This window comes from Salinispora fenicalii (genome assembly GCF_000514815.1).
GTDB lineage: Bacteria > Actinomycetota > Actinomycetes > Mycobacteriales > Micromonosporaceae > Micromonospora > Micromonospora fenicalii.
Genome location: NZ_AZWQ01000024.1, coordinates 93,748 through 110,221 on the forward strand (window position 1 = coordinate 93,748; position 16,474 = coordinate 110,221).

Here is a 16,474-nt window from a genome sequence, read left to right on the forward strand (position 1 = left end):
CATCAGGGTTTCGACCCGACAGGTGGGTCACACCCCGTAGGAGCGCAGGAGCCGGCGGGTCCGTTCCGCGATCGGGAAGGGCTTGTCGGCGGGGCAGGGGTACATGTCCTGCTCAACTATGGCGAACATGTCCGTGTCGAGTCGTCGCGCCGCGGCCAGAACCGGTTCCAGCGCGGGGAGCCCGCTCGGCGGCTCGCACCATACTCCCCGGGCCACGGCGGTGGCGAACGGTTCGTCCTTGGCGACAACGTCGGCGAGCACCGCGGGGTCAATCTGCTTAAGGTGCAGGTGACCGACGCGTTCGCCACAGTTGTCGAGCAGCTTCACGCTGTCTCCGCCGCAAAAGGCGTAGTGCCCGACGTCCAGGCAGAGGGAGACCAGTTCCGGATCCGTCGCGTCGAGGAAACGGGTGACCGCCTGCTCGTTGTTGATATGGGTGTAGGCGTGCGGGTGGAGCATGACCCGTAACCCGAAAGAGTCGCGGACCTGTCGTGCGAGCCGGTTGGTCAACACGATGAGGTCACGCCACTGCGTCGCGGTGAGGTCGGGCTCCTCAGTGAACTCGCCCGTCCACGGGTCACGCCAGTAGCCAGGCATGATCACGAGGCACGACCCACCCACTGCCCGTACGAGCGCCGCGGTCATCGCCACCCGGGGCCAGGTCTCCTGCCAGCCGCTGTGGCCCCGGTGCAGGGACGTCGAGAGTGTCGCTGCGGCGACCCGCAGGCCACGGAGGGCTGTTTCGCCGGCGAGCCGGGTCGGGTCGGTCGGCAAATACCCGTACGGGCCGAGCTCGATCCACTCGAAGCCGGCCCGCGCCACTTCGTCGAGGAAACGTGGCCAAGGAACCTGCCGCGGATCGTTGGCATACCACACCCCCCAGGAGTCCGGGGACGAACCAATCTGGATCCGGTGGTCCGGACCGTACGACGGACTCATCGCCGACCGCCCTCCTTCGCGGTATCCGACCGCAGGTCGCCCGATTCCCACTGGTGCTGGTCCTCGACGGCGCGCCGCAGTTCGTCGGTCGTGACATCCCCCAGATACGTCACCCGACCCACCCGAGTCGGCGTCGGGATGCGCTGCTGGCCACCCCGGTGCCGGGCGGTGTCGGACAGGGCGGCCACCAGTCGCTGCGTGTCCGCCATCGCGGGGTGCCACACGTCCAGGCCGAGGGAGCGGATCAGGCGCAGGATCCGGTCGCGGACGAACCGCCCGATCAACCCCCGCCGCCAGGCGATCATGCTGGTCCAGGCGATGTCCAACGCCACCGCGTGGCCGTGCGTCACAATGGGCTCGATCCCCGGCGAGATGTTGTGCCCGAGGTAGCTGGCCCGGGCCGTCTCGTGTTCGAACGGGTTGCGCTTCAGTTCCCGCATCATCCAGGAGATCGATCGGCTGAGGATCTCCTGGGAAGCGTCGTCGGCGGCCTGGAAACGTTCTTCGGCGACCCGTGGCCCGTGCTCCTCGAGCAGCCGGAACAGGGCAGGTTCGCCAGCGACGGCGACCTTGATGATCTCCCCGAAGCCATCACTGATGCGGTGCGGCTCCAAGGTCGCAAAGAAGCGGGCGTCGGTCATCGACGACCGTGCCGGATGGTAGAGACCAGCCCGGTTCTTCCATCCCTCGCTCACGCCGCACTTCAGGGCGAACATTGAATCAACAGCCGCCACGAGGGTGGTGCCGATGAAGTTCCACGACACGCCCCGCCGGTATTCGCTGGCCACCAGACCGAACACGTCGTGCAGCACGCCGCCACCGATCGCTATCGGCGGTTCGCCGAACCGGGAAACACCGAAGGCATCCATCTCGTCGTAGATCCGGTTAGCGTCGTCGCGGGTCTTGGCGTCCTCACCGCCCGGCAACAGGCAAGGCGGGTTGTTCCACTCGAGTCGGTAGCGGTCCAGCAGCCCGGTGATCTCCTTCTGATACCGCCGCCAGACGCTCTCGTCAACGGTGACGAAACGTCGCCGGGAGCGGTCCAGCTCACCGAAGAGTGTGGGCTCGCTGCGGGGCTTGAGCTCCAGCAGCCCGTCGTAGAGCGCGGTGCTCCACGACATGGGCCGGGCAACCTGCGCCTCCCACTTCCAAAGCCGGGGCATGCCCTCCTGGTTCCCGCCGCGTCCGAAACCATGCCGTTACCGTCGCCGGGCTCACCGCACCGGCCGGCAGCTCGTCCTCAGAGACCGGCGATCTCCGTCATCCGGACCGGCCGCCGCTCCCGCTGCGACCGCCGGCACGCCTCCGCCACCCGAAGCGCCTCCACCGCCTCCCGCCCGTCACACGGGTTCTCCAGATCTCCCCGGGCAACCTGGAGGAAGGCGTCGATCTCCGCCTCGAAAGCCGGCGCGAAGCGCTCCAAGAAGCCTCGGATGGGATCCGACGACGGGAACGTGGTATCCGGCTCGACGGAGGTCAGCGGGGTGCGCGAGTCCAGCCCGATTGCGATGGTGTCCGTGTCCCCGCACACCTCCATACGCACGTCGTAGCCGGCCCCGTTACACCGGGTGACGGTGGTGGCGGCGAGCGTCCCGTCGTCCATCGTCAGCGACGCCATCGCCGTGTCGAGTTCCCCCAGTTCGGCGAAGATCGGCGGGCCGGCGTCCGAGCCGCACGCATACACCTCGGCGACCTCCCGGCCGGTGATCCACCGCAGCAGGTCAAAATCGTGGATCAGCGCGTCCCGGAAGATCCCGCCGGAGGCCGACAGGTACGCGGCAGGCGGGGGAGCGGGGTCCGCGCCCACAGAACGAATGGTATGCAACCGGCCGAGTTGTCCGGAACGCACCAGCTCCCGGCCGGTCTGATAGCCCGGATCGAACCGACGCATGAGGCCAACCTGCAACGTCATCCCCTCGGCCTGCACCTCATGCATGGTCCGGATCGACGCGGACAGCTCCACCGCGATCGGTTTCTCGCAGAACGCCGGCAAACCCGCCCGCACGGCCTGCCGGATCAACTCGGCGTGCGCGGCGGTAGAAGCGGCGATGACGACCGCGTCGGTCCCGGAGGAGAACACCTCCTCCACCGAATCCGCCGCGCTGACATCGAGGCGCCGGGCCACCTCCAGGGCACGCTGCCGGTCTGTGTCGGCGACCATCAACGAGGTGACATCGGCGTGACGGCGGAGATTCGCGGCGTGGATGGCGCCCATCCGACCCACCCCGACAACGGCAACACGCATACCGTGATTATGGGAATACTTCCGCCGTGCGTCGCGGTATTCCGCACCATCGCCCAAGGCCAAGTCTCTACCGTCGAAGGGTGTGAACGCCGAGCCGCCGTGGATTCGGCCGTCGCAGCCGCGACGGCCGGTCCGCACCGGCCTGGTCGTCGCAGGCGCCATGGTCCTGCTCTGCTGTGTGGGTGTCGCCGGGCTGGCCGCGTGGAACCTACAGGCCGTGACCCGCGCCGCCGGGCCGGTACGGCTCACCGCCGACGGCTTCCTGCGGCAGCTCACCACCGGGGACACCACCGGCGCCTACGAACAGCTCTGCGCCGACTCCCGCAGCCGGTGGAGCAAGATCGGCTTCACCAGCTGGGTACGAACCCCGCCGACCGTCCAGGACTACGAGATCGTCGACGTCGCGGTCACCAGCCGCCGCGGCCGACCACAGGGCACCGTCACCGTACGGTTGACCCGCGACAGCGGCACCACCGAACAGCGGGACCTCTCCATCGTCACCGAGGACGGCGGCTGGCGGGTCTGCGGCGACCCGTACTGAATCGCCACCCCCCCGGGGATGATCCGGTCAGCCGGACCCGACCGGCCCCAACTCGCCGGCGCGGTGGTGGCGCCGGCAGAGCACCTGGTAACGCACCTGGGCGGTCTCGGCCGTGTCGCCGACAACCACCTGCGCGCCCTCCCGCGCCACCCGCCCGTTGACCACACGGGCGTTGAGCAGCCCCTCCCGCCCGCACCAGCAGAGCACCTCCACCTGGATCCGAGCCACCGAGTCCGCCAACTCAAACAACCGCCGCGCGGCCGGGAACATCCGAGACCGGAAATCGCTCGCCAGACCGAACGCGTAGACGTCAACGTCGTCGTCGTCAACCAACTCGGCCAGCTGCTCGACCTGCTCAACCTGGTAGAAACTGGCCTCGTCGCAGATCAGGTAGTCGACCCGGCCCCCCTCGGCCCGCCGGCCGCGCACCAGAGCACGCAGGTCCAGCTCATCAGTGACCTCAACCGCATTGTGCGCCAACCCGATCCGGGTGGTCACCCGCGGGCCCAACGACCGATCGATGCGGGTCGTGACCAGGCCCCGCCGGCCCTGCCGAGCATGGTTGTAGTTCATCTGCAACGCCATGGTGGACTTGCCGCAGTCCATCGGACCCCAGTAGAACCGCAGCGCCGCGGCGTGCAGCGGACGGCCGTCCCCACCGGCGCGCACGGGCGGTCCGGGCGCGGGGGACAGGCAGGTCGAATCGGCAGGGGCGTGGTCAGTCACGGTCCGGCAGCCTAACCCATCAACCCGCCGCAGCGGCGGCAGCGATCGACCGGCTCACAGCACCCGCGGCGGTCGATTCCCCGCGGCGATGATCGCCCGCCGCATCGGTACCGCCAACAACAGCACGAACCCGACCACGAAGAAGACCAGCAGCGAGACCAGGCCCACCCGGTAGGAGTTGGTCAGCTGGAACACCAGCCCGAAGGCGAGCGGGCCAAGCCAGCTGGTGCCCCGGTCACTGATCTCATAGAAGCCGTAGTACTCACCCTCCTTACCGGTGGGGATGAGTTGACTGAACAACGACCGGCTCAACGCCTGGCTACCACCGAGCACCAGCCCGATGGCCGCACCGAGCGCCATGAACGGCAGCGGCGCCTCGGCGGGCAGTCGAAACGCGGCGATCACCACCGCGATCCACAGCACCAGGCTCAACAGGACGGTCTTCCACGCGCCGATCCGCCGGGCGAGCGCGCCGAGCAGCAACGCGCCACCGAAGGCAAGGAACTGCACCAACAGAATGGTGACGATCAGGGTGCTCTGCGTCAACCGTAGCTCTTCGGTACCGTACTGGGAGGACAGGGTGATAACCGTCGCGATGCCGTCGTTGTAGACCAGGAACGCCAGCAGAAAGAACAGCGTCAACGGATACGCCCGCAGCTGCCGCAGGGTGCGCCCAAGCTGCCGGAAACCATCGGTGAGCACGTTGCCGCCCCCGCCCAACGCCGCGGCAGTGGGATGCTCGCGGAGCCAACGCAGCGGCACCAGAGTGAACACGGCCCACCACACCCCGGCCGAGACGATCGACCAGCGGGCCAGGTCCAGCGTGCGCTGCGGGTTGCCCTCCTCGGCGAACGCGGTGACCACGGCCAGGTTGAGCGCCAGCAACAGACCCCCGCCGAGATAGCCCAACGCCCACCCCCGACTCGAGATCCCGTCCCGGTCGTCCGGCCCACCCAACTGCGGCAGGAAGGAGTTGTAGACCACAATCGCGGCGCCGAAGGCGATGTTGGCGACCAGGAACAGCGCCCCGCCGAGCAGGTACCGCTCGCCGGTGACGAAGGCCATCGCGACAGTCGCACCGGCACCGACGTAGGCCGCAGCGGCGAGCAGGCGCTTCTTGTGCCGCGTCCGGTCGGCGATCGCCCCGACAACCGGCAACACGAAGACGGTGAGCAGCACCGACAGCGAGATCAGATACGGGTAGTACGACCCGGCGGCGACCTTGATCCCCAGCGGGTACACGTACCCCACGCAGCTGTCCGCGCCGAGCTCACAGCCGGCCGCCTGCTCCGCAACCGTGGTCAGGAACGGACCGAGGAACACGGTAATGACAGTCGTTTGAAACGCCGAGTTCGCCCAGTCATAAAAGTACCAACCGGTGCGTTCCCGGCGGCTGCTGCGCGGGGCGGGGGGAGTGTCGTCAACGGCGGGGGCGGCGGTGGCGGACATGTCCGGATCTACCCTTGGCTCAGGCGGCCCAGTGGCCGCGGCTGCGATAGACGTCGCGCAGCACGCCCACGTGATCAGTCATGATGCCATCCACCCCGAGGTCCAGTAACTCGTGCATCTCGGCGGGTTCGTCAATGGTCCAGACATGCACCTGCAGCCCGAGGCGGTGACAGTAGGCCAGAAACCGGCGGTCGGTGACCCGTAGCCGCCCGTACCGCACCGGCACCTGCGCGGCGACCACCGACTCCGGCAGCCGCACCCGCCGCCCGGTCAACGACGCCATCCGCAGTCGCGCCACGCCTCGCACACCGAGACTGGTGGCGATCCGGCCCTGGGTCAGCGCCCGCATCCGGGCCAACCGGGCGTCGCTGAAGGAAGCCAACAGCACCCGATCGCCGGCGTCAGCGCGTTCGATGGCCGCCACCGCCGGTTCGATGCCGGAGCTGGCCTTGACGTCTACGTTGAACCGCACCTGCGGCCAGGCGTGCAGCACCTCGTCCAGGCGGGGCACGACGGCCGCCCCACCGACGCGCACCGCCGCCAGGTCGGCCCACCGCAGCTCGGCGATTCGACCAGGGGAGCCGGTGACCCGGTGCAGCGTGGGGTCGTGGAAGACCACCGCGACGCCGTCGGCGGTGGCATGCACATCGGTCTCGACGTACCGATAGCCCAGGCCCACGGCCCGGGCAAATGCCGCAGCCGTGTTCTCGTCGCCCTCGGCGGCGCCACCCCGGTGGGCGAAGGCCAGCGGCGCTGGCGTGTCGAGGTAGGGGCACGGGCCGGTCAGCACGCCGAGAAGTATGCCGTCCAAAGCTATCGTCAGGTAGTGGGCGACAGCCCGAAAGTCGCTGGTGTCAGCGCCGCCGGTGGGAGCGGCTGGTATCGACCGGCCGCCCAGGATCAACGTAGTGGGGTCGGTCGGGTTCGTCGGGCCGAAGCGGGGCCAGCGTGTCAGTGATCGCGTCGACGATCCGGTCCGTGGCGCGGCGGGCCACGCCGGGTGCATCCGGCGCGAGGTCGGCGAGGTCGACCGGGGCGCCGAAGCGTACCCGGACCACCCGCCGGTGGGTGACGGTGCGGGCGAGCGCGCGTACCAGGCCTTTCGGGGCCCGGTAGGGGAGCACCTCATGGGCGCCCCACTGCGCGACCGGGATCACGGGCACACCGCAGCTGAGGGCGAGCCGGGCGACGCCGGTCTTGCCCCGCTCGGGCCACAGCCCCGGGTCCAGACTGATGCGGCCTTCCGGGTAGACCAGGATGACCGCGCCGCCGGCCAGGGCATCGGCGGCCACCGTCATCGCCCCGGCCGCGGTGCTGGCACCCCGGTCGACCCGGATGTGCCCGGCGTGCCGCATGGCGGCGCCGACCAGCGGGGCGCGGAACAGCCCACCGGTGGCCATGATCCGCGGTGCGATCCCCACCGAGTGGCAGGCGGCGGCCAGCACGATGGGGTCGAACGGGCTGATGTGGTTGGCGGCCAACAGCAGGGGGCCGGGGCGCAGGCGCTTCGGAATCTCGTCGGCTACCTCCAGCCGGGCCAGGGCGCCGACCACGACGCGGGCTAGCGGTTGTGCGGTACGCCAGATCAGCGGCGCTCGCCATTTAGGGTGCCCAGTCTCCATCAGCGCATCATGATCGCACGGGTAGGCGTAGGCCACCCAGCGGGGATGCTGTCCCCATGATCAAGGCCGTTGGTCCCGGGACCTCGGGCCCCCCGCCCCTGAGGTTTCTCCTACGACGGACTGTAGTATCTACTACGCTTCGTAGTAAGTCCGTAGATCTGGGGGTCACAGGTGGACGCGTTAGACGTCGCCCGTTGGCAGTTCGGTGTCACCACCGTCTACCACTTCCTGTTCGTTCCACTAACCATCGGCCTGTCGATCCTGGTCGCCATCCTGCAAACGCTCTGGCACCGCACCGGCAACGAGAAATACCTCAAACTCACCAAGTTCTACGGCAAGCTCTTCCTGATCAACTTCGCGATGGGCGTGGTCACCGGCATCGTGCAAGAATTCCAGTTCGGCATGAACTGGAGCGACTACTCCCGCTTCGTCGGCGACATCTTCGGCGCCCCCCTAGCCATCGAAGCCCTAGTCGCCTTCTTCCTCGAATCCACCTTCATCGGCCTCTGGATCTTCGGCTGGGACCGGCTACCCAAACGCCTACACCTCGCCGCCATCTGGGCCGCCGCCATCGGCACCAACCTGTCGGCCTACTTCATCCTCGCCGCGAACTCGTTCATGCAAAACCCCGTCGGCTACCGGATCAACCCCGACACCGGCCGCGCCGAACTGACCGACTTCGTCGCCGTCCTGACCAACAAAGTCGCCCTGATCACCTTCCCCCACACCATCGCCGGCGCCTTCCTCGTAGCCGGCTCCCTCCTCGTCGCCGTCGCCCTCTGGCACCTGATCCGCAGGCCCGACTCCACGGACACCCCGGCCTACCGATTCGCCGCCAAGTTCGGATCCTGGGTCACCCTCATCTCCGCCACCGCCGTCATGATCACCGGCGACATCCAAGGCAAGATCATGACCCAGGTGCAGCCCATGAAGATGGCCGCCGCCGAAGGCCTCTACGAAACGGAGAGCCCCGCCTCATTCTCCGTACTCACCGTCGGCAGCCTCGACGGCAGCCGCGAACTCTTCGCCCTGAAAATCCCCTACCTGCTGTCCTACCTGAGCACCGGTGACCCCAACGGCACCGTGAGCGGCATCAACGACCTCCAAGCCCAATACACCGCCCAGTACGGCGCCGGCAGCTACACCCCGATCATCCCGGTCACCTACTGGAGCTTCCGCCTCATGATCGGCTTCGGGCTGGCCGCCGCCGCTATCGCCCTCCTGGTGCTCTGGAGCCAACGCAAAGGCCGCACCCCCACCAGCCGCTGGCTACTCCGCGCCGGCCTGATCATGCCCCTACTACCACTCGCCGCGAACTCCTTCGGCTGGATCTTCACCGAGATGGGCCGCCAACCCTGGATCGTCTTCGGCGAAATGTTCACCCGCGACGGCGTCTCCCGCAGCGTGTCGATGACCGAAGTCCTCACCTCATTCACCGCCTTCACCCTCATCTACGCCGCCCTCGCCGTCATCGAATGCAAACTCCTCATCCGGTACGCCAAAGCCGGCGTACCCGACCTGACCCCGGACCCCGACCCCGACGACACCGACGACGCCGAGCGCCCGCTCGCCTTCGCCTACTGATCTGCGGAGCCCCCACATGGAACTCACCACCATCTGGTTTCTCCTCGTCGCCGTGCTGTTCACCGGCTACTTCATCCTCGAAGGCTTCGACTTCGGCGTCGGCATGCTCCTACCGGTCCTCGGCCGCGACGACCGCGAACGCCGCGTCCTGATCAACACCATCGGCCCGGTCTGGGACGGCAACGAAGTCTGGCTAATCACCGCCGGCGGCGCCATGTTCGCCGCCTTCCCGGAGTGGTACGCCACCCTCTTCTCCGGCTTCTACCTACCACTACTGCTCATCCTGCTCGCCCTGATCGCCCGCGGCGTCGCCTTCGAATACCGCCACAAGCGCCCCGAAGCATCTTGGAAACGCCGCTGGGACCACGCCATCTTCGTCGGATCCCTACTCCCCGCCATCCTGTGGGGAGTCGCATTCGCCAACATCCTGCGCGGCGTACCCCTCACCGCCGACCACGAATACGCCGGCGGGTTCTTCAACCTCCTCAACCCCTACGCGCTCCTCGGCGGCGCCACCACCGCCGCCCTGTTCCTCACCCACGGCGCCGTGTTCATCGCCCTCAAAACCGTCGGCGACATCCGGGACCGGGCCGCCGCCCTCGCCGTCCGCGTCGGCGTCGCCACCGCCGTACTCGCCGTCGCGTTCCTCACCTGGAGCCTGACCATCCGCGCCAACACGGCCGCCATCGCCCTCGCCGTCGCCGCCGCCGTGGCCCTGCTCGGCGGCCTCGCCGCCGCCTACGTCCGCCGGGAAGGCTGGGCCTTCATCGGCACCGCCGCCGCGATCGGCCTAGCCGTAGCAACCCTGTTCACCGCCCTGTTCCCAAACGTGCTGCCATCCACCCTGGACGCCGCCGGCACCCTCACCGCCACCAACGCCGCCTCCACCCCCTACACCCTGAAAATCATGACCTGGGTCGCGGTAATCTTCACCCCGATCGTGCTGGCCTACCAGGGCTGGACCTACTGGGTCTTCCGCAAGCGCATCGGCGTAGCCCACATCCCGCAACACTGACCCCAACCCACACCCCAAACGACGGTCGCCCGTTCCCCGGAAACCCGGGGAACGGGCGACCGTCGTCGTCAACGCTCAGCCGGCCTCCCGCAGCTCCGCCAGCCGCGCCTCCACCTCCGCCAACTCCGAACGCAGCTGCTCCGCCTGCTGCTCCGCCTGGGTCCGCTCCGCAGCGAGGATCTGCTCCACCGCCTCCTGCACCCCCGACACATCCACCAGCCCGACCATCCGAAGCGCCTCCGCCGGCTTCACCACATACGGCTTGGCGAGCACCTTCGCCCCCTGCTGCGCCGCCACCGTCCACTCACCCTCGGCGTACGCCAACGTCACGGTCAGCCCTGCCGGCCCCTTCGCCTTCGCGGCCTTCACCGGCTTCGCCGCCCGCCGCGCCGGCTTCGCCGACTCCACCGGCCGGGCCGACGCATCCTCCCCGACCGCCCGCGCCGCAGGTGGCGGCGTGCCCAGCACGAACTCCGGCTCCGGCGCCACCACAGGCTCCGCCGCCGGCTCCTCAGCCGGCGGCACCTTCCGCCCCGCCCCCCGCGGCGCGACCGCCACATCAACGGGGGAGAAGGGCAGCTCGTCCCGCCCGAACCGCACCACCACGAACTCGTCCGAGACCTCCGGATCAGTCAACGCCACGACCTGACCGACCTGCCCCGCGATCTGCCCAGCTGACGCGGTAAACACCACCTTCGGCTTCCGGCCCGCGGCAACCGCCTCCCGGATACCCGCCACCTCCTCGGTGGACAAACCCTGCCCCGACATCACGACCTCTTCCGTACACCTGTCCGACAGCAGTACTTGATATCAGCCGCCAACAAACCAAGATGCGCCACCCCATCACACCCCCGGGGTAGCCTCGCCACACACCCCGCCAGACCAGGAGAGACCCCGTTGAGTCCAGTCACCATCATCACCGGTGGCAGCCGCGGAATCGGCGCCGCCACCGCCCGCCGCCTCGCCCGCGCCGGCCACCACATCGCCTTCTCCTACCAACGCGACCACACCGCCGCCAACACCGTCCTCGCCGAGCTACGCGCCACCGGAACCACCGCCATCGCCGTCCCCGCCGACACCCGTGACCCCGACCAACTCGCCACCCTGTTCGCCGCCGCCGCAGACCTCGGCGACCTCACCGGCCTGGTCAACAACGCCGGCGTCACCAGCCTCATCGGCCCCTTCGTCGACCTCGACCCCACCGACCTACGCCACGTCGTCGACGTCAACCTCATCGGCTACATCCTCACCGCCCAACAGGCCGCCCGGAGGATGCCCGCCGGTAGCGCCATCGTCAACGTCTCCTCCGCCGCCGCCACCCTCGGCGCACCCGGCGAATACGTCCACTACGCCGCCGTCAAAGCCGGCACCGACGCCCTCACCATCGGCCTGGCCAAAGAACTCGCCCCCCGCGGAATCCGCGTCAACGCCGTCGCCCCCGGCATCATCCGCACCGACATCCACACCCGCTCCGGTCAGCCCGATCGACCCGACCAGGTCGCCGCCCGCATCCCACTCGGACGCGCCGGCGAACCCGACGAAGTCGCCGCCGCCATCGCCTGGCTCCTCGGACCCGACGCCAGCTACACCACCGGCACCATCCTCCGCGTCGCCGGCGGCCTCTGACCCCACCAGCAACCCGACCCACAGCCAACCGGAGCCACCGCCCAAACCCGAACCCGGCAACATCCGACCCAGGAGACCCGATGAGCACGGCCACCAGCCCGACACACCAGCCACCCGGGCCGCACATCGCCGACAGCCACGACCTGATCCGCGTACACGGCGCACGCGAAAACAACCTCAAAGACATCAGCGTCGACATACCCAAACGCCGACTCACGGTCTTCACCGGCGTCTCCGGCTCCGGCAAAAGCTCCCTGGTCTTCGCCACCATCGCCGCCGAATCCCAGCGGATGATCAACGAAACCTACAGCGCGTTCGTGCAGGGGTTCATGCCATCCCTGTCCCGACCCGAGGTCGACCTCCTCGAAGGCCTGACCACCGCCATCATCGTCGACCAAGAACGAATGGGCGCCAACCCACGCTCCACCGTCGGCACCGCCACCGACGCCAACGCCATGCTGCGCATCCTGTTCAGCCGGCTCGGCCAACCACACCTCGGCTCACCCAACGCGTACTCCTTCAACGTGCCCTCAGTGACCGCCAGCGGCGCGGTCACCATCGAGCGTGGCGCAGCCCGCACGAAAGCCGAAAAAGTCTCCTTCACCCGAGTCGGCGGCATGTGCCCCCGCTGCGAGGGCATGGGTGCGGTCACCGACTTCAACCTGTCCGCGCTCTACGACGACAGCCGCACCCTCAACGAAGGCGCACTGACCATCCCCGGCTACAGCATGGAGGGCTGGTACGGACGCATTCTGCGCGGCTGCGGCTTCTTTGACCCCGACAAGCCCATCGGAAAGTACACCCAGCAGGAGCTACACGACCTACTCCACCGGGAACCCACCAAAGTCAAAATCGACGGCATCAACCTGACCTACACCGGCCTGATCCCGAGCATCCAGAAATCCATGCTCTCCAAGGACGTCGACTCGCTCCAACCACACCTGCGCGCCTTCGTGCAGCGCGCCATCACCTTCACCACCTGCCCCGAGTGCGACGGCACCCGACTGGGCATCGAAGCGCGCTCCTCCACAATCAACGGCAAGAGCATCGCCGACCTGTGCCGCATGCAGATCAGCGACCTGGCCAGCTGGCTGCGAGACCTCGACGAACCGACTGTGGCCCCACTCCTGACCGGAGTACGCCACCTCCTCGACTCCTTCACCGAGATCGGCCTCGGCTACCTCTCCCTCGACCGGCCCACCGGAACCCTGTCCGGGGGAGAGGCCCAACGCACCAAAATGATCCGCCACCTCGGCTCCGCACTCACCGACATCACCTACGTCTTCGACGAGCCCACCATCGGCCTGCACCCACACGACATCCGTCGCATGAACGACCTGCTGCTACGCCTACGGGACAAGGGCAACACCGTCCTCGTCGTCGAACACAAACCCGAGACCATCGCCATCGCCGACCACATCGTCGACCTCGGACCCGGTGCTGGCGCCGCCGGCGGCACCGTCTGCTTCGAAGGCACCCTGGACGGCCTACGCCACAGCGTCACCACCACCGGCCGGCACCTCGACGACCGCGCCACCCTGAAGCCATCGGTACGCACACCCAACGGCACCCTGCCGATCCGTGGCGCGACAACGCACAACCTCCGCAACGTCGACGTTGACCTCCCACTCGGCGTGCTCTGCGTCCTCACCGGCGTCGCCGGCTCCGGCAAGAGTTCACTAATCCACGGATCCGTCGCCGGCCGCGACGGCGTGATCATGGTCGACCAGGGTGCCATCCGCGGCTCCCGACGAAGCAACCCGGCCACCTACACCGGCCTACTCGACCCGATCCGTAAAGCGTTCGCCAAAGCCAACGGCGTCAAACCGGCCCTGTTCAGCGCCAACTCCGAGGGCGCCTGCCCCACGTGCAACGGCGCCGGCAGCATCTACACCGAACTGGGCGTCATGGCCTCCGTCGAGTCCACCTGCGAGGAGTGCCAGGGCAAACGCTTCCAGACCTCGGTGCTGGCGTACTCACTCGGCGGCCGCAACATCGCCGAAGTGCTCGCGATGCCGGTCGCCGAGGCCCGAGAGTTCTTCGGCGCGGGCGAGGCACGCACCCCGGCCGCGCACCGAATACTTGATCGACTTGCTGATGTCGGGCTCGGCTATCTCAGCCTCGGCCAGCCTCTCACCACACTCTCCGGTGGCGAACGCCAGCGGTTGAAGCTCGCCACCCAGATGGGCGACAAGGGCGAGATCTACATCCTGGACGAGCCAACCTCTGGGCTACACCTCGCCGACGTCGAACAGCTCCTCGGACTGCTCGACCGGCTGGTTGACGCCGGCCGGTCAGTCATCGTCATCGAGCATCACCAGGCGGTGATGGCCCACGCCGACTGGATCATCGACCTCGGGCCCGGAGCCGGTCACGACGGCGGCCAGATCGTCTTCAACGGTACGCCGGCCGACCTGGTCGCCAGTCGGAGCACCCGCACCGGCGAGCACCTCGCCGCCTACGTCAGCCCATGAGCGCGCGCCGGCGCTCGGGGCGTTACCCCGGAGTCGCCGCGCCCTGCGTGGTGACTCCGACCTGAGTGCCGGCCAACATTCGATAATGCACATTATGTCAAGTAAGACGGCTTGACAGCTCCCCTCTGACGATCGGGGGCCTCCCCGCCAGGCACGCGCCTAGATCGAGCTCGACCCGCCAGAATGCGCGCCCCGGTCGAGCTCGGCCCGGATGCGTGTGGTTGTTCGGCTCCTCGGGTTTCACCCCGCAGGGCAGCATCACGATCTTGGGCTGGAGCTCCACCATGGTCCGGGCAGCCACCGCATGGCGGCCCCCGCCCGCACAGAACACTCCCGCCGTCGCGTACGGCCCGGCACTTCTATCGCCCCGCGCGACCCTCGCATTGCCGGCGAGCCCGGCGCTCCCACCCCCGTCAGGGCGTCCTCAGTATCACCCCCCTGTCCAAAACGCGAGTTTCATGCATAATGTTCCTTATGCAGCATAGGTCGGGTGAACCGGTAGTACGGCTGATCGAGGAGTTCCTGACTGATCGCGCAACCCGCAAACCCTCTCCGCACACCGTGGCGGCGTACCGGCGGGACCTGCGTACGGTGGCGAGCATCGCCGCCGACACACACACCCCTCCCCTCCCCTTGGACGACCTGCCGTTGACGGCGCTCCACTCCCGCACGCTGCGGTCGGCGTTCGCCCACTTTGCCGCCACCCGCTCCGCCGCGTCGGTGCATCGTGCCTGGTCCACCTGGAACAGCTTCTTCGTGTTCCTGGTGGCGGACGGAGTCGTCGCTGGTAACCCGATGCCAGCGGTGGGACGTCCTCGCGCGCCCCTACCCCGGCCCAAACCACTGCGCGGAGCGGACACTCCTGAGCAGTTGTTGACGGCCGTAACCCAGGTCAACGGCCGGCAGCGAGACCCCTGGCCGCAGCGGGACCTAGCGGTGTTGGCGCTGGCGTTGTGTGGCGGGTTGCGGATGGCCGAGATGCTGGCACTTCGGGTGGCGTCCCTGGCGGGGCGGGTCGGCGAGCGGCGGCTTGATGTGGCCGGTAAGGGTGGGCGGCCACGGGTGGTGCCGGTGGAGCCGGAGTTGGACCAGGTGCTGGCGGACTATCTGGATAGTTGCCGTCGCCGGTTTGGTTCCCGCAGTGTGCGTCCGGACGCGCCGTTGCTGTTGGATCGGCGCGGGGGTCCGCTGCGCCGGGGTGGGTTGCAGTATCTGGTGGACTCCTGCTTTCGGCGGGCGGGAATTGGCGACCGGGTGCCGCAGGGGGCGCGGCTGCACGCGCTGCGGCACACGTTCGCGACGCGGCTGGCTGAGGATGGTGCGAGCGCGGCGGAGATCATGCGGCTACTGGGGCATGTGTCGCTGGCGTCTTCGCAGGCATACATTGAGGTGACGGCGGGTCAGCAGCGGGCGGCGGTGCGTGCGAATCGCACCCATCGGGTGCTGGCGGAGTTGTTGTCGACGTGAGGCGGCGGCTGGCCCGTGGTGCGAAGGGGCCAGCCGCGCCGGTGTCAGACGGGCTTGCGGTCTTCCTCGTTGAGGGTGAGGAAGGTCATCGCCGCGAGCGTCGCGCCGACGGCTTGGGCGAGTAGGTGGATCCAGATTGCTGACCAGGCGAAGAGGCCGATGGCGGCGCCGCCGAAGGCGACTGCCGGGTTGAATGCTGCGCCGGAGATTCCACCGACCGTGACCACCCCTACCAGGACGGTGCCCCCGATTGCCAGGCCGTAGAAGGAGTTGTCCGGGTGGCTGCGGCTGGTGGCGACGTTGAGCACCACGTAGGCGAGGGCGAAGGTGAAGAGGGCTTCTACCGCCAGTGCCATCCAGATCTCGCGCCCTGCCGGTGACAGCGCTGTCGGCTTTGCGTTGTCGAGGATGAGTTGGCTGGTCACCGCGCCGGTTAGGCCGCCGAGGAGTTGAGCCAGGATGTACCCTCCGGCGTCGGCTCTCTTGATGCGGCCACGGATGAGAACAGCCAGTGTTACGGCGGGGTTGAAGTGGGCCCCGGAGATATGCCCGCCGGCGTAAATCATGACCATGAGAATTCCGCCTATTGCCACTGGCGCCAGGGCGTTCATCGTGGTGACGGCCAGGCCGATCGTCAGGAGCAGGAAGTATGTTCCGATGAATTCGGTCGCGTACCGACGCATTGCCGCCTCCCTTGTCGATCCCCTCGCCGACACTACATGTATTGATTAATGCAAATCTTACGAAGTAGTGTCATGATTGAGAGACATCGTTGGGTGTTGGCGC

General features: G+C 68.2%; 15 protein-coding genes. 6 read left to right on the plus strand and 9 right to left on the minus strand.

Features of this window, described 5'->3' with window-relative positions; translation table 11 throughout:
* Positions 1–27: 27 nt before the first annotated feature.
* The 3 genes from B116_RS0113650 to B116_RS0113660 all read right to left on the minus strand — a co-directional run bounded on the left by B116_RS0113650 (position 28) and on the right by B116_RS0113660 (position 3,184).
* Positions 28–939, minus strand: a complete 912-nt coding sequence (locus B116_RS0113650; RefSeq protein WP_027660397.1) for a sugar phosphate isomerase/epimerase family protein — start codon at positions 937–939, stop codon at positions 28–30.
* On the minus strand, positions 936–2,102 hold the full coding sequence (locus B116_RS0113655; protein ID WP_027660398.1) for a 3-dehydroquinate synthase family protein: 1,167 nt from the start codon (positions 2,100–2,102) through the stop codon (positions 936–938). The genes B116_RS0113650 and B116_RS0113655 overlap by 4 nt, the downstream gene beginning before the upstream one ends.
* A 77-nt stretch (positions 2,103–2,179) precedes the next feature.
* Positions 2,180–3,184, minus strand: a complete 1,005-nt coding sequence (locus B116_RS0113660) for a Gfo/Idh/MocA family oxidoreductase (RefSeq protein WP_027660399.1) — start codon at positions 3,182–3,184, stop codon at positions 2,180–2,182.
* A gap of 82 nt (positions 3,185–3,266) precedes the next feature.
* On the opposite strand from B116_RS0113660, the gene B116_RS0113665 reads away from it, so the two are divergent.
* Positions 3,267–3,725, plus strand: coding sequence for an Rv0361 family membrane protein (locus B116_RS0113665; RefSeq protein WP_018723326.1), 459 nt, complete (start codon positions 3,267–3,269; stop codon positions 3,723–3,725).
* 27 nt (positions 3,726–3,752) lie between these two features.
* Here B116_RS0113665 and B116_RS0113670 read toward each other — a convergent pair whose 3' ends face one another.
* From B116_RS0113670 to B116_RS0113685, 4 genes are all read right to left on the minus strand, one after another.
* Positions 3,753–4,451 carry a thymidine kinase gene (locus B116_RS0113670; RefSeq protein ID WP_026321912.1) on the minus strand — a complete coding sequence of 233 codons (699 nt, stop codon included), beginning with the start codon at positions 4,449–4,451 and terminating at the stop codon, positions 3,753–3,755.
* A 54-nt stretch (positions 4,452–4,505) separates the two neighbouring features.
* Complete coding sequence (locus B116_RS0113675) at positions 4,506–5,900, minus strand: MFS transporter (protein ID WP_018723324.1); 1,395 nt, start codon at positions 5,898–5,900, stop codon at positions 4,506–4,508.
* A gap of 19 nt (positions 5,901–5,919) precedes the next feature.
* Entirely contained in the window at positions 5,920–6,690 is a 771-nt protein-coding gene (locus tag B116_RS0113680) for a glycerophosphodiester phosphodiesterase (protein ID WP_027660400.1), read from the minus strand.
* A gap of 64 nt (positions 6,691–6,754) precedes the next feature.
* Entirely contained in the window at positions 6,755–7,522 is a 768-nt protein-coding gene (locus B116_RS0113685) for a lysophospholipid acyltransferase family protein (protein ID WP_027660401.1), read from the minus strand.
* A gap of 171 nt (positions 7,523–7,693) precedes the next feature.
* On the opposite strand from B116_RS0113685, the gene B116_RS0113690 reads away from it, so the two are divergent.
* Positions 7,694–9,106: a cytochrome ubiquinol oxidase subunit I gene (locus B116_RS0113690; RefSeq protein WP_018723321.1), complete on the plus strand. Its 1,413-nt coding sequence runs from the start codon at positions 7,694–7,696 to the stop codon at positions 9,104–9,106.
* Positions 9,107–9,122: 16 nt separating this feature from the next.
* Positions 9,123–10,121 (plus strand): cytochrome d ubiquinol oxidase subunit II, encoded by a 999-nt coding sequence (cydB, locus tag B116_RS0113695; RefSeq protein WP_027660402.1) that lies wholly within the window; start codon positions 9,123–9,125, stop codon positions 10,119–10,121.
* A 75-nt stretch (positions 10,122–10,196) separates the two neighbouring features.
* Here the strand turns inward: cydB and B116_RS0113700 are convergent, their stop codons facing one another.
* A complete protein-coding gene (locus B116_RS0113700) occupies positions 10,197–10,889 on the minus strand; it encodes a hypothetical protein (protein ID WP_027660403.1) in 693 nt (230 codons plus the stop codon).
* 129 nt (positions 10,890–11,018) lie between these two features.
* Here B116_RS0113700 and B116_RS0113705 point away from each other — a divergent pair, with 129 nt between their 5' ends.
* The 3 genes from B116_RS0113705 to B116_RS0113715 all read left to right on the plus strand — a co-directional run bounded on the left by B116_RS0113705 (position 11,019) and on the right by B116_RS0113715 (position 15,688).
* A complete protein-coding gene (locus B116_RS0113705; protein WP_027660404.1) occupies positions 11,019–11,747 on the plus strand; it encodes an SDR family oxidoreductase in 729 nt (242 codons plus the stop codon).
* An 80-nt stretch (positions 11,748–11,827) separates the two neighbouring features.
* Positions 11,828–14,221, plus strand: a complete 2,394-nt coding sequence (locus tag B116_RS0113710) for an ATP-binding cassette domain-containing protein (RefSeq protein ID WP_027660405.1) — start codon at positions 11,828–11,830, stop codon at positions 14,219–14,221.
* A gap of 474 nt (positions 14,222–14,695) precedes the next feature.
* The gene (locus B116_RS0113715; protein WP_027660406.1) at positions 14,696–15,688 is read left to right on the plus strand and encodes a tyrosine-type recombinase/integrase; all 993 of its coding nucleotides are present in this window, start codon (positions 14,696–14,698) and stop codon (positions 15,686–15,688) included.
* A gap of 44 nt (positions 15,689–15,732) precedes the next feature.
* On the opposite strand, the gene B116_RS0113720 is transcribed toward B116_RS0113715, so the two are convergent.
* Entirely contained in the window at positions 15,733–16,371 is a 639-nt protein-coding gene (locus B116_RS0113720; protein WP_027660407.1) for an MIP/aquaporin family protein, read from the minus strand.
* Positions 16,372–16,474 lie beyond the last annotated feature (103 nt).

Coding starts and splice junctions, on each gene's coding strand:
- B116_RS0113650 (WP_027660397.1), bottom strand. CDS start 939: ATGAGTCCGTCGTACGGTCCGGACCACCGGATCCAGATTGGTTCGTCC.
- B116_RS0113655 (WP_027660398.1), bottom strand. CDS start 2,102: ATGCCCCGGCTTTGGAAGTGGGAGGCGCAGGTTGCCCGGCCCATGTCG.
- B116_RS0113660 (WP_027660399.1), bottom strand. CDS start 3,184: ATGCGTGTTGCCGTTGTCGGGGTGGGTCGGATGGGCGCCATCCACGCC.
- B116_RS0113675 (WP_018723324.1), bottom strand. CDS start 5,900: ATGTCCGCCACCGCCGCCCCCGCCGTTGACGACACTCCCCCCGCCCCG.
- B116_RS0113685 (WP_027660401.1), bottom strand. CDS start 7,522: ATGGAGACTGGGCACCCTAAATGGCGAGCGCCGCTGATCTGGCGTACC.
- cydB (WP_027660402.1), top strand. CDS start 9,123: ATGGAACTCACCACCATCTGGTTTCTCCTCGTCGCCGTGCTGTTCACC.
- B116_RS0113700 (WP_027660403.1), bottom strand. CDS start 10,889: ATGTCGGGGCAGGGTTTGTCCACCGAGGAGGTGGCGGGTATCCGGGAG.
- B116_RS0113710 (WP_027660405.1), top strand. CDS start 11,828: ATGAGCACGGCCACCAGCCCGACACACCAGCCACCCGGGCCGCACATC.
- B116_RS0113715 (WP_027660406.1), top strand. CDS start 14,696: ATGCAGCATAGGTCGGGTGAACCGGTAGTACGGCTGATCGAGGAGTTC.
- B116_RS0113720 (WP_027660407.1), bottom strand. CDS start 16,371: ATGCGTCGGTACGCGACCGAATTCATCGGAACATACTTCCTGCTCCTG.